8 protein-coding genes are annotated in these 13982 nt (G+C 68.3%); all 8 read left to right on the top strand.

Annotation, left to right across the window (positions count from 1 at the left end):
* Positions 1-6: 6 nt before the first annotated feature.
* The 8 genes from AZKH_RS19660 (at position 7) to AZKH_RS19625 (ending at position 13901) form a co-directional block, all read left to right on the top strand.
* Positions 7-2235, top strand: coding sequence for a chemotaxis protein CheA (locus tag AZKH_RS19660; protein ID WP_051071793.1), 2229 nt, complete (start codon positions 7-9; stop codon positions 2233-2235).
* Positions 2236-2268: 33 nt separating this feature from the next.
* Positions 2269-3540, top strand: coding sequence for a methyl-accepting chemotaxis protein (locus AZKH_RS19655; protein WP_015437550.1), 1272 nt, complete (start codon positions 2269-2271; stop codon positions 3538-3540).
* A 12-nt stretch (positions 3541-3552) separates the two neighbouring features.
* Positions 3553-4107, top strand: a complete 555-nt coding sequence (locus tag AZKH_RS19650; protein WP_015437549.1) for a chemotaxis protein CheW — start codon at positions 3553-3555, stop codon at positions 4105-4107.
* A 14-nt stretch (positions 4108-4121) separates the two neighbouring features.
* On the top strand, positions 4122-5627 hold the full coding sequence (locus tag AZKH_RS19645) for a PAS domain-containing methyl-accepting chemotaxis protein (RefSeq protein WP_015437548.1): 1506 nt from the start codon (positions 4122-4124) through the stop codon (positions 5625-5627).
* Positions 5628-5655: 28 nt separating this feature from the next.
* Positions 5656-6795 carry a chemotaxis response regulator protein-glutamate methylesterase gene (locus AZKH_RS19640; protein WP_015437547.1) on the top strand — a complete coding sequence of 380 codons (1140 nt, stop codon included), beginning with the start codon at positions 5656-5658 and terminating at the stop codon, positions 6793-6795.
* A gap of 27 nt (positions 6796-6822) precedes the next feature.
* Entirely contained in the window at positions 6823-10080 is a 3258-nt protein-coding gene (locus tag AZKH_RS26420; protein WP_015437546.1) for a PAS domain S-box protein, read from the top strand.
* A 107-nt stretch (positions 10081-10187) separates the two neighbouring features.
* Entirely contained in the window at positions 10188-12164 is a 1977-nt protein-coding gene (locus AZKH_RS19630) for a response regulator (protein WP_015437545.1), read from the top strand.
* 129 nt (positions 12165-12293) lie between these two features.
* On the top strand, positions 12294-13901 hold the full coding sequence (locus tag AZKH_RS19625) for a response regulator (protein WP_015437544.1): 1608 nt from the start codon (positions 12294-12296) through the stop codon (positions 13899-13901).
* Positions 13902-13982: the final 81 nt, after the last annotated feature.

The raw sequence follows: 13982 nt of genomic DNA, 5'->3' as shown, positions 1-13982 counted from the left end.
GAAGACGTGAATTTCGATCAGGCTCTGGACACCTTCATCGCCGAGGCGGATGAATTGTTGCGCGACATGGAGGAGGCGCTGCTGCGCCTCGAAAGCGCGCCTGCGGATGACGAGCTCATCCACGCGATGTTTCGCGCCGCGCACACGATCAAGGGCTCGGCCGGACTCTTCGGGCTGGAGCCGATCGTCGCATTCACGCATGTGCTGGAGCATGTGCTCGACAAGCTGCGGACCCGGGAGATCCAGGTCTGCGGCGACCTGATTGCGCTGCTGCTACCCTGCGGGGACCACATCGGCAAGCTCGTGGCGCACGTGCCGGCGATGGCGCTGGACGCGGAGACCCGGGCCTGCGGCGAGCGCCTGATCGCAAGACTGCGGGAGTTCCTGGGCAAGCCGGCGATCGCGGCGACGACGCTGCCCACCGAGTCGCGCGGGGGCGTTGAGGCTGCCGGCGGAGGCGCGTTGGAACGCGGTGATGGCGATGTCGTCGCGACCGACAACTGGCACATCTCCCTGCGCTTCGACCGCGATGTGCTGCGCAACGGCATGGATCCGCTGTCCTTCATCCGCTATCTGGCGACCGTCGGGGAGGTCGTGTCGATTACGACGCTGTCCGACGCGATGCCCGAGGGCCCGGCGATGGACCCGGAAGCCTGCTATCTGGGCTTCGAGATCGAGCTGCATTCTGGCGCGAGCAAGGAAACGATCGAGAACGTGTTCGAGTTCGTGCGCGAGGATTCGGAGATCCACGTGCTGCCGCCGCGCAGCAAGGTGTCGGAGTACATCGAGCTGATCCGGCGCCTGCCCGAGGACGATCTGCGCCTCGGCGAGATCCTCGTCGCGAGCGGCGCCCTGACGCGGCGCGAACTGGAAGCCGGGCTCGATTGGCAGACCGCACTCGCGGCGGGCCCGGTGGCAGGGCCGCTCGGCGAGCTGCTCGTGGAGCAGCAGGTGGTGGCGCCGCAGGTCGTGCAGAGCGCGCTCGACAAGCAGGTGCGCAACCGCGAGAGCAAGGCTGCGGACAACAAGCTGGTGCGCGTGCCGGCGGATAAGCTCGACAGCTTGATCAATCTCGTCGGCGAGCTCGTCATCGCCGGTGCGGGCGCGAATCTGCTCGCGCAGCAGCGGAGCGACGGCGCGATGCTTGAGGCGACGGCGCTGATCTCGCGCCTCGTCGAGGAGATCCGTGACGGCGCGCTGCGCCTGCGCATGGTGCAGATCGGCGAGACCTTCAACCGCTTCCAGCGCGTGGTGCGCGACGTCGGGAAGGAGCTCGGCAAGGACATCGAACTGGCGATCACCGGGGCGGAGACCGAGCTCGACAAGAGCGTCGTCGAGGGCATCGCCGATCCGCTGACGCATCTTGTGCGCAACGCGATCGACCATGGCATCGAATCGGCCGAGCTCCGCCTCGCGCGCAGCAAGCCGGTGCGCGGGACGCTGCGCCTGAACGCGTACCACGACTCGGGCTGCATCGTGATCGAGGTGAGCGACGATGGGGGCGGGCTGAACAAGGAGCGCATCCTCGCGAAGGCCGTCGCGCGCGGACTGGTGCAGCCCGGGCAGAGCCTCACGGAGCACGAAATCTACAAGCTGATCTTCGAGCCGGGATTCTCGACGGCGGAACAGGTCAGCAATCTTTCGGGCCGCGGCGTCGGCATGGACGTGGTGCGGCAGAACATCGAGGCCCTGCGTGGCACGGTCGAGCTGGAGAGCACCGAGGGGCTGGGGACGACGATCCGCATCCGGCTGCCGCTGACGCTCGCGATCATCGACGGCTTCCTCGTCGGCGTCGGCGACGCGGCCTACGTCGTGCCGCTCGACATGGTGCTGGAATGCGTCGAGCTCTCCGAGGCGGACCGGCAGGCGGCGACGGGGCGGACCTACATCAACCTGCGCGGCGAGATCCTGCCCTTCCTGCGGCTGCGCGATCACTTCGGCCTCGGCGGCTGCGGCGGTCATCGCGAAAGCATCGTCGTCGTGCGCTATGGCGCGCACAAAGCAGGGCTCGTCGTCGACGAGCTGATGGACGAGTTCCAGACCGTGATCAAGCCGCTGGGCAAGGTCTTCAGCCGGGTGCGCGGCATCGGCGGCTCGACGATCCTCGGCAGCGGCCAGGTGGCCTTGATCCTGGATGTGCCGTCGCTGTTGCAGGAGGCGGCGGCGCGGGACGCGGCGGGCGGCGGGCGCGTGCTGCGGCCCAGTGCATCGGAACGGGCGGTCGCCATCGGCTGACCGGTTGCAAATCACTGACGGAGACGTACTGCCATGAACGGGGAAATGACCCTCACGCAGCGCCTGTATGCCCTCGCGGGCGTTGCGGTGCTCGGCCTTGCCGCGTTGGCGGGCCTCGCATACTACGAAGTCGCAAGGATTGCGGAGGCGGTCCGCGTCGCCGGCACGCTGCCGGCCGTCGCGGAGCTCGGCGCGCAAAGTGCCGATGCGCTGCAGCAGTGCGTGCTGGTCGCATGGCTCGTGCTTGCGGCCTTCGGCGCCGGAGCAGCGTTCATCCTCAGGGGGCTGCTGCGGCAACTGGGCGGCGAGCCCGCGTATGCGAAGGCGGTGATCGAGCGCCTCGCCGCCGGCGACCTTGGCGTGAGCGTGAGCGTGCGCGTCGCGCCGGACGACCGCGGCAGTATGCTCGCGGCCGTGCGGCGGATGGCGGAGAAGTTCTCGGCGGTGATTGTCGAGGCGCGTAGCGCATCGGGCAATCTCAACGCCGCCGCCGGGCAGGTGACGCGGACGGCGCAGGGCTTGTCGCAGGCGACGAGCGAGCAGGCGGCGAGCGTCGAGGAGACGGGCGCGTCGATCGAGCAGATGTCCTCGTCGATCAGCCACAACGCCGAGAACGCAAAGATCACCGACGGCATGGCGGCGAAGTCCTCGGCCGAGGCGGTCGAAGGCGGCGCGGCGGTGAAGGAGACGGTCGCGGCGATGAAGAGCATCGCCGAGCGCATCGGCATCATCGACGACATCGCCTACCAGACGAACCTGTTGGCATTGAACGCCGCGATCGAGGCGGCGCGCGCCGGCGAGCACGGCAAGGGCTTCGCGGTGGTGGCGACCGAAGTGCGCAAGCTCGCCGAACGCAGCCAGGTCGCGGCGCGCGAGATCGGCGAAGTCGCGAAGGGCAGCGTCGGGCTCGCGGAGCAGGCGGGCGGCTTCCTCGACGCGATGGTGCCGAAGATCCGCAAGACCTCGGACCTCGTGCAGGAGATCGCCGTCGCGTCGGAAGAGCAGTCGGCGGGGGTCGCGCAGATCAACACCGCGATGACGCAGCTCAACCAGATCACGCAGCAGAACGCCGCGGCCACCGAGGCGCTCGCCGCGACGGCCGAACAGATGAGCGGGCAGGCAGCCAAGCTGGAGCGGACGATGGCCTTCTTCAAGGTCGAGACGGGAGTGGTGGTGAGGGGGGCGGCGAGCGCGTCGGAGAGCGTGCAGCCGGCGACGAAGCCGGTTCGGCGAGCGCGCTCGACGCCGGCGGGCGCCTCCCAGCCGGCCTTCGGCGATCTGGATCTCGATTTCGTGAATTTCTGAGGAGCCGCGACGATGGGCGCAAGGCTGGAGACCGCAGTGGAGCCGGTGATCGACGTGCCGGTGCAGTACGTGACCTTCATGCTGGGCGGCGAGCTGTTCGCGATCGGCATCCTGCACGTGAAGGAGATCATCGAGTACGGCGAGCTGACCGAGGTGCCGACGATGCCGGAGGCGATCCGCGGCGTGATCAACCTGCGCGGCTCGGTCGTGCCGGTGGTGGACCTGTCGGCGCGCTTCGGCCGCAAGCGCACGGACGTCTCCCGGCGGACCTGCATCGTGATCGTCGAAGTCGAGTCGGACGAACGCAAGTACGACCTGGGGGTCGTCGTCGATGCGGTGTCGGAGGTGCTCGAGATGGCGCCGGCCGACATCGAGCCCGCGCCGCGCTTCGGCACCGGCGTGCGGGCCGATTTCATCGCCGGTATCGGCAAGGTGAATGGGCGCTTCGCAATCATCCTGAGCGTCAACGACGTGCTTTCCCTCGACGACCTCGCGACCGCCGGCGAGAGGACCGAAATGAGCGCCGCGGCGGAGGTCCCGCAACCGGACTCCGTGCCGCACAACTGATCTGGAGACTCGCCATGCGCGTGAACATGCCCGTGACCAATGTGGAGCGACACCTCGCCGAGGGCGAGTACATCGTCTCGAAGACCGACCTCAAGGGCCGCATCACCTACGTCAACCGCCCCTTTCTCGAGATCAGCGGATTCTCCGAGGAGGAGGTGATCGGCAAGCCGCACAACGTCATCCGCCACCCCGACATGCCGCCGGAGGCCTTCGCCGACCTGTGGAAGACGCTGCAGGGCGGGCGACCGTGGCGCGGCATGGTCAAGAACCGCTGCAAGAACGGCGACCACTACTGGGTCGAGGCCAACGCCAACCCGATCTGGGAGGACGGGCGGGTGGTCGGCTACATGTCGCTGCGTTCGCGGCCGACACGCACGCAGGTCGACGAGGCCGAGCGCATCTACCGCCGCTTCCGCGAGGGATCGGCGCGCGGACTGACGGTGAAGGGCGGCGCGGTGGTGCGCAGCGGTCTCGCCGGCCGGATTGGCGCGCTCGCGCATCTGAACATTCAGGCGCGCACGAGCCTCGCGTCGGTCGGGCTGGCGGCGATCCTGCTCGCGCTGGGCACGGGCCTCGGCGACACGGTGACGCGTGCGGCGCTCGCCGGCGCCGGGGTCGCGCTCGCGGCGCTGGTCTGGTGGCTGCTCGTCTTCAAGCTGCTGCGTCCGCTCGGCGACGCGATCCGCGGCTGCCAGATCGTTGCCGCGGGCGACTTGCGCATGCAGGGCGTGGCCGACCTGCGTACGGAAATCGGCCAGCTGACGCACGCCGTGAATACGATGGCGGGCAATCTCGCGAGCATCGTCACCGACATCCGCAACGCCGCCTCGGTGCTGTCGTCCTCGTCGGACGGCGTGTCGGCGACCGCGCAGTCGATGTCGCAGACGACCAGCGAGCAGGCGGCGAGCGTCGAGGAGACGGGTGCGTCGATCGAGCAGATGTCTTCGTCGATCAGCCAGAACGCCGAGAACGCGAAGGTCACTGACGGCATGGCGGCGCAGTCCTCGGCCGAGGCGGTCGAGGGCGGCGCGGCGGTGAAGGAGACGGTCGCGGCGATGAAGAGCATCGCCGAGCGCATCGGCATCATTGATGACATCGCCTACCAGACGAACCTGCTCGCGTTGAACGCCGCGATCGAGGCAGCGCGTGCCGGCGAGCACGGCAAGGGCTTCGCGGTCGTCGCGACCGAAGTGCGCAAGCTCGCCGAGCGCAGCCAGGTCGCGGCGCGCGAGATCGGCGAAGTCGCGAAGGGCAGCGTCGGGCTGGCGGAGAAGGCGGGTGGCTTCCTCGACGCGATGGTGCCGTCGATCCGCAAGACCTCGGACCTCGTGCAGGAGATCGCCGCCGCGTCGGAAGAGCAGTCGGCGGGGGTTGCGCAGATCAACGCCGCGATGAACCAGTTGAACCAGATCACGCAGCAGAACGCCACGGCCGCCGAGGAGCTCGCCGCGACCGCCGACGAGATGAACGGTCAGGCGGAGAAGCTGCAGCGGACGATGGGCTTCTTCTCGCTGCGCTGAGGCCAGAGGGCCAAAGGACGATAGGGCGATGGCAAAGATCAAGGTCCAGCTCGTCGACGACTCCGCGGTCGTCCGCCAGGTGCTGCAGGGCGTGCTGGAGAGTGATCCGGCGATCGAGGTGACGGGGGTCGCGTCCGACCCGATCTTCGCGCTCAACCATATGGCGCGCCAATGGCCGGACGTGATCGTGCTCGACGTCGAGATGCCGCGCATGGACGGCATCAGCTTCCTGCGCAAGATCATGGCGGAGCGCCCGACACCGGTCGTGATTTGCTCGTCGCTGACCGAGGCCGGCACGACGACCTCGATGCAGGCGCTCGAAGCCGGCGCCGTGCAGATCGTCACGAAGCCGACGCTGGGCATCAAGTCCTTCCTGCGCGACGCCTCGGAAGACCTGATTGGTGCCGTGAAGGGCGCCGCGCGCGCGAACCTGCGCAACCTGCGCCGCGGGACTGCGCTCGGAGCGCCCTCAAAGCTCAGCGCGGATGCGATCCTCGCGCCGGCGAGCGGGGCGATGGCAGAAACCACCGACCGCATCGTCGCGATCGGCACTTCGACGGGCGGCACGCTCGCGCTGGAGGCGGTGCTCTCGGCCTTGCCGCGCGTGAGCCCCGGTATCGTGATCGTGCAGCACATGCCGGAGAAATTCACCGCGTCCTTCGCGCGGCGGCTGGACAGCCTGTGCGAGATCGAGGTGCGGGAAGCCGCCTCCGGCGACCGCGTGATCCCCGGCCGTGCGTTGATCGCGCCCGGCGGCAAGCACATGTTGTTGCGGCGAAGCGGCGCCCAGTATCACGTCGACGTCATCGACGGACCGCTCGTGAATCGCCATCGGCCGTCGGTCGACGTGCTCTTCCGCTCCGTCGCGAAGTGCGCCGCGAAGAATGCGCTCGGCATCATCATGACCGGCATGGGCGACGACGGCGCCGCTGGGCTGCTCGAGATGCGCAACGCCGGCGCGCACACGCTGGCGCAGGACGCGGAGTCCTGCGTCGTGTTCGGGATGCCGAAGGAGGCGATCCGGCGCGGTGCGGCGGCGGAGGTGGTCGCGCTGTCGGCGATCCCGTCTGCCGTCGTGCAGTGGGGCCAGGGGCCGACGAAGCTTCCTCTGCGGGCCATGAGCGCCGCGCCCCGCGAGCGTACGGAGTGTCATATCATCAAACAATAATCGGGGAGACGAAGGGGATAGCGGGAGATGGACGGTCCGGGCGGGACGAGCGCGGGGTGGCGCGCGCGGGAGGAGCGAGGTCTTTTCGCCCGGATGTGGCGCGGCATCGCCCGCTTCATCACCCATGGCATGTGGCCACGGTCCCAAGCCCTGCGGGAAAGCGAGCAGAAACTGAAGGGGCTCTTCGAGCTGTCCTCGCTCGGCATCGCGCTCACGGACATGCAAGGGCGCTTCGTCGAATTCAATGAGGCTTACCGCAGCATCTGCGGCTGCTCGGCTGCGGAACTGCATGATCCGGAATCGCGGGTGCCGAGGCCGGGCCGGCTGTCCGAGGCCGACGTCCGCAAAGTCCTGCGAGTCGGCCGCTATGGGCCTCATGAACGCGAGTATTTGCGGCGCAACGGCAGCCTCGTGCCCGTCCGCGTCAGCGGCATTGTGATCGTCGGGCGCGACGGCAGGAACTACATCTGGTCGACCGTCGAGGACATCAGCGCACGCCGCCAGGTCGACGGCGCCCGCAGTGTCAGCGAGCAGCGCTTCCGCGATTTCTCGCTCAGTTCGGCCGACTGGTTCTGGGAACTCGATGCCAACCTGAGGTTGTGCTACCTGTCCGAGAACTTCGAACGCGCCTGCGGCCGCTCGGCGGCGAGCATGCTCGGTCGGACGCGTGCCGAAGTGTTTGCCGAGGACGATCTCAACGCCCCGGAAATGTCGCGCGCCCATATGGCGCTGCTGCGCCGGCACGAGCCCTTCCGCAACTTCCAGTATGCGATGCGTGATGCGACCGGGGCGACGGTGTGGGTTTCGGTCAGCGGACTGCCCATTTTCGATGCCCAGCGGCGTTTCACCGGCTATCGCGGGGTCGGACAGAACGTCACCGCGCAGAAGGCGGCCGCGGAGGCGGCTGAGCGCGCCAACCAGTTGCTGCGCGAAGCGGTCGAGCAGGTTGCGAGCGGGTTCACGATTTTCGACGAACAGGATCGGCTCGTGATCTGTAACAGCGCCTATCGTGACAAGTACGCGCTGAGCCGTGATCTGATCGTTCCCGGCGCGACCTTCGAAGAGATCGTCCGCAAGGGGGCGGAGCGCGGCCAGTACAAGGACGCGATGGGCGACATCGACGCCTGGGTGCGACGGCGCGTGCAGGAGCATCAGAATCCGACCGGGCGACCGATCGAGCAGGAGCTGGGCGACGGGCGCTGGATCCTGATCGTCGAAAACCGCACCCCGAGCGGCTACATCGTCGGCAACCGGATCGACATCACCGAGCGCAAGCGGACCGAGGATCAGCTGCGCAAGCTGTCGCGCGCCGTTGAGCAGAGCGCGGAGAGCATCCTGATCACGGACGTCGAGGCCAACATCGAGTATGTGAACGAAGCCTTCGTGCGCACCACGGGTTACAGCCGCGAGGAGACGATCGGCCGCAACGCCCGATTCCTGAAGTCCGGCCTGACGCCGCCGTCGACCTACGCGAGTTTCTGGGGGACGCTGCGTCGCGGCGAGCACTGGCAGGGGGAGATGATCAACAAGCGCAAGAACGGGGAAACCTATCCGGAATACGTCATCGCGACGCCGATACGCGACCCGGCCGGCGCGATCACGCACTTCGTCGCCGTGCGCGAGGATATCACCGAGAAGCGCCGCAACGCGGACGAGCTGACACGCCATCGCAAGCATCTGGAGGAACTGGTGGCGCAACGCACGACGGAACTCGTCAGCGCGCGCGATGCGGCACAGGCCGCCGCACAGGCGAAGAGCGAGTTCCTCGCCAACATGAGCCACGAGATCCGCACGCCGATGAATGCAATCCTCGGCCTGACCAACCTCGCGCTTTACACCGAGCTGAGCCCCAAGCAGGACGACTACCTCAGGAAGATCAAGGGCGCGGCGAACTCGCTGCTTGGCATCATCAACGACATCCTCGACGTGTCGAAGATCGAGGCCGGCAAGGTCGACCTGGAATCCTGCGAGTTCGCCCTCGACGAGGTGCTTGGCGATATGGTCGACATCATCGGCCCGCGCGCCGAGGAGAAGGGGCTGCATATCCGGCTCGACGTCGCCGCGGACGTGCCGCCGGTGCTCGTCGGCGATCCGCTGCGCCTGCGCCAGGTGCTGATCAACCTGGGCGGCAATGCGGTGAAGTTCGCCGAGCACGGCGAGGTCGTCGTCGTGGTCGCTCCGCAAGCCATGGTGGACGGCGATGTCATGCTGCGCTTTTCCGTGCGCGACCAGGGGATTGGCATGAGGGCGGCGCAGGTAGCGCAGCTCTTCCAGCCCTTCACGCAGGCCGACGCATCAGTGACGCGCAAGCACGGCGGCACGGGGCTCGGCCTCGCGATCAGCAAGCGGCTCGTCGAGCTGATGGGCGGCGAGATCGGCGTCGCGAGCGAGCCGGGCCAGGGCAGCGACTTTCATTTCACGGCGCGCTTCGGCGTCGGCCATGCCGAAGCGCTGCCTGCCGCGCCTCCCGCCCCGGCCGAACCTGCGCCGCGCATTCAGCCCAAGCTCGCCGGCCTTCGTGTGCTGCTCGTCGAGGACAACGAAGTGAATCAGCAGCTCGCGCGGGATCTCCTGACCGAGGTCGCGGGCGGGCATATCGTCACCGCCGGCAACGGCGAGGAAGCCCTGGAGCGCGTGCGCCGCGAAGCCTTCGACGTCGTGCTGATGGACATCCAGATGCCGGGCATGAGCGGCTACGACGCGACGCGCCTGATTCGGCGCGACCGGCCGGACGGCGAGCTGCCGATCATCGCGATGACTGCCCATGCGCTTGCGAGCGATCGGGAGAAGTGTCTCGCGGCTGGCATGAACGATTACATCAGCAAGCCTTTCGACCCGGTCGAGCTGTTCGCGAAGCTCGCGACCTGGGGGCAGCGGTGCGAGACTTCGGCGCCGCCTGCCGTCCCCGCTTGTGCTTCGCCGCGTGCGCTCGCCGGAATCTCGGTCGAAACCGGCCTGAAGCACTGCTTCGGCAGGCGGGAGCTTCACGCGAAGCTGCTGCGCATGTTCCACGAGACGCGCTCCGGCACGAGCGGCGAATTGCGCGACGCGCTTCGCCGCGGCGACACGGAAGCCGCTTCGCGTCTCGCGCATTCGCTGAAGTCGTCTGCGGCTTCTATCGGCGCCGAGGCCTTGTCGTCGGCTGCGGGGCGGCTGGAGGCGGTCCTCTGCGCCGGCGAGGACGACGCGCTCGAGTCCGCGCTCACGGAATTTGACGGGCGGCTCGGCATCGTGCTGGAGGGGCTCCAAGCCTGGCTCGAGGAGGAGGCGCTGCCTGTCGTCTGAGGGGACCGAACTGAGTATTTCCTCTCTTGTGGCACGGGTTTTGTGCGTGGTCTACTGGGCCCGCGTATCCATGGCAAACCGAATCTTGATGCCTGCGAGGGGCAAGGATGGCTGAACAACCTGCGAGCAGCGAGGACCGCGGCGAGATCCTGCTGGTGGATGATTCGGCCGCCTCCCTGAGACTGCTGTCGCTGTGGCTGCACGAGGCCGGCTATGCGGTGCGGCAGGCGCAGAGCGGCGAACTCGCGCTGCGCTCGATCCAGGCCCGCAGCCCCGACCTCGTGCTGCTCGACGTGCGGATGCCGGGCATGCACGGCTTCGAGGTGTGCCGGCGCATCAAGGCCGACCCGCACAGCGAGGACGTTCCCATCATCTTCCTGTCCGCGCAGGACGAAACGATGGATCGCGTGGAGGGGCTGCGCGTCGGCGCGGTCGATTTCATCGCGAAGAACTTCGCGCGCGAGGAGGTGCTCGCGCGCGTGCGGACCCACGTGACCCTCGCGCGCGTCAAGCTGGCGCTGCGTCAGGAGCAGGAGAGCCTCGAGGCGCGGGTGCGCGAGCGCACGGCCGAGATCGAGCGCAGCCGCGCGCTGCTGCAGCACGTGGTCGATGCCTATCCCGGCTCGGTGTACGTGAAGGGCACCGACAACCGCTACCTGCACGTCAATCGCGCGATGGCCGCGGAGCACGGCATGCAGCCCGGCGACATGATCGGCATGGATTGCGGCCCGGAGCCGGACGACGATCGGATCCTCGCCCGCGAGACCGTCCGCGCCGAGGAGACGCGGTGGTCCGAGTTGCACGGCGGCGAGCGGATCTACGAGACCTACTCGGGGCCGATGCTGGACCAGGACGGCAGCGTCTTCGGCATCCTGCGCTCGCGGCACGACATCACCGAGCGGCGTCTGGCCGAGCGCGCGCGGCAGGAGCTCGAGGAGCAGCTGTGGCATGCCCAGAAGATGGAGGCCATCGGGCAGCTCGCGAGCGGCATCGCGCATGATTTCAACAACCTGCTGGCGGTGATCCTCGGCTTTGCGGAATTCGCCGAGACGGCGGTCAAGGCCGGGCGCTATGAGAAGCTGGGCGGCCACGTCACCGAGATCCTGCAGGCGAGCCGCGTCGGCAAGGACCTGGTCGCGCAGTTGCTGAGCTTCAGCCGCAGCGAGACGGCCGAGGCCGCGCCGATCGATGTCGGACCGTTGGTGACCGAAGTCGTCCGCCTGCTGCGCTCCACGCTCGGCGACGACCTGCCGGTGCGCCTGCGCCTCGACCCGTTGCTGCCGCTGGTGAAGATACGCCCGGTGCATCTGCACCAGATCCTGATGAACCTCGGCATCAACATCCGCGACGCCTGCCGCTCGCGCGGCAACGCCGATATCCGCGTGACGCTCGAGCGCCTGCCCGCGCTGCGGCGCTGCGCGTCGTGCCACATGGACTTCGACGGCGAGTTCGTGCGCTTGACGGTGGTCGACGACGGGCCCGGCATTTCGCCGGAGAACCTGCCGCGCATCTTCGACCCCTTCTTCTCGACGAAGGACGTCGGCAAGGGGACGGGACTCGGACTCTCCGTGATCCACGGCATCGTGCATTCGGCGGGGGGGCACATCCAGGTCGAGTCGCATCTCGGCCGCGGCACGCGCTTCGACATCTACCTGCCGGGCTGCGGCGTGCGCAGCGAGCATGCCGCGGCGGGCGACGAGCTTCCGGTGCGCCGCCGCCTGTCGGGGCGTGTTCTGGTCGTCGATGACGAGAAGAGCATCGCCGCACTCGAAAAGGGCCTGTTCGAGTCGGCTGGCTGTGAGGTCGTCGCGACGACGGACCCTGATGCTGCGCTCGAAATGGTCCGGGCCGACCCGGCGCGCTTCGACCTCGCGCTGATCGACCAGGTCATGCCCGGCCTATCCGGCGTCGAACTCGCACAGGAACTCCTTTCGCGGCGCCCTGACCTTCCGATTGTCATGTGTTCGGGCAGCGACGTTCCGCCCGACGCCGCGGCCGGCATCCGCCGCGTGCTGGTGAAGCCCGTGTCGGGGAATGAGTTGTTGCGCATCGTCGGCGAGCTGTTGCCGGAGGTCGCGCACTGAGTCCTGCAGCCGGAAATGTCTGGTTGCACATGCTTTTTGAAACTATCATCCGTCATCGCAGGTGACGTCCTCCCGCTTCGCACGGTGGGGGTTCCGATCCTTAACCGAGCACTGGGAGGCGATGATGGATTGCCGATTGCCGCAACGGGCGCGCGCTTGCGCGGGGATCGCCTCGTGATCGAGCTGGTCGTCGTCGCCCTGTGCGCAGTCGGCATCGTCGCCTTGTGGCTCGACAACCGCCGGCTCCGGGGGGCGCTGCGTGCGGCGCAGGACGAAGCCCCCGCGCAAGTCGATCCCGCTGCCGGGGCCGCCTTCTTCTCCGCCGTCAGTCACGAACTGCACGGGCCACTCAACACCGTGATCGGTTTTTCGCGCCTGATGCTCGAGTCGGCGACGCTCGACGCCGGGCCGCGGCGCAGCGTCGAATGCATCCAGGGGGCGGGCGAACGCATGCTTGCGCTGGTCGATGATCTCATCGAATTGGCGCGGATCGAGGCAGGCTGTCTGCCGCTCGCTGACGAGGAGGTTCGAGTGCAGAGCCTCGTCGAAGACGTGGTCGCGAATCTGCGCGCCGTCGCGGAAGGCCATGGCGTGACGCTGGCCGTCGATGTCATCGGGCCGGATTGGGTCCGTTGCGATCGCGGAAAGCTCCGGCGGGTGCTGCAGGCGCTGACCGTGGATGCGATCGGCCGCACTCCTGCCGGCGGGCAGGTGACCGTGGCCGCGCACGCGAGGCCGGCCTCCGAGGGGCAGGTGCCGATGCAATTCAGCATCGCCGACTCCGGCCCGGGGCTAACGTCCGAAGCGCTGATGGCGCTCTTCGCGCCCTTCAGCTCTGCCGGCAGCCAGATGCCTCTGCAGGGCGCCGGCCTGGCAATGACGCTGGGTCAGCGCTATCTGCGCCTGATGGGCGGGGAGATCGTCATCGATCGCCAGGCGGCCAACGGCAACGCGCTCGCATTCGATCTCTCGCTGCCGCTCTGCGAGGCGCCAGCCGCCATCGCGCCGCAACCCGCTGCGCCGCAAGTCGAGCCGTTTGCGACTGGCCGCGGCCGGAAGATCCTCGTGGCCGACGATGCGCCGGAAGGCCGCCTGCTGCTGTGCTGTGTGCTGGAGCCGTCCGGCGTCGAGGTCGTCGAGGCCGAGAACGGCGCCGTCGCCGTCACCCAATGGCAGCGACACCGCCCGGACCTGATCCTGATGGACGCGCGCATGCCCGAGCTCGACGGCTTCGAGGCCACGCGTCGCATCCGCAGGGCCGACCCCGCCGTGCCGATCGTGCTGCTCTCCGGGACCGGTGGCGACGACGTGCGCGAAAAGGCGCAGGCCGCGGGCGCCGTCGACTTCCTCACGAAACCGCTCGACGAGCAGGCGCTGTATGCCGTGCTGGAAAGGTATCTCGGCATCCGCGCCGGGGGCGAGGCATCGCCGGGCGCGGAAACCGGCTCCCCGCCGCAGCCGGAAGCACCTGCGCCGACCGTGAGCGCCAAGGCGCTCGCCGGCCTGCCGCCCGCGGCGCTCGATGCGCTATACGCCGCCGTGCAGGAGGTCAACGGCACCAAGGTCGAAGCGGTGCTCGCGACGATCGGGCCGGATCAGGCGGGGTTGGTCGCAGCGCTCGCTGTGATGACCGCAGACTTCCGTTTCCAAGAGGTGTGGACGCTGATCGAGGCGGCCCGCGCGGAGCAGGACATGGCCCGCCGCGCCGCGACCCCGGACGTGCCGGCCGCCCGCTGACGAAGGGAATATCGCACGGGAGACTTGTGTGTTTTTACACTGCCCTTTGCGGTAGAAGCGGCCTAGTCTGCATGCAACGGG

It is taken from the genome of Azoarcus sp. KH32C (genome assembly GCF_000349945.1).
Classification (GTDB): Bacteria; Pseudomonadota; Gammaproteobacteria; order Burkholderiales; family Rhodocyclaceae; genus Aromatoleum.
Note: the sequence above shows the minus strand (reverse complement) of the source record. Positions and strands in the feature narration are given on the sequence as shown.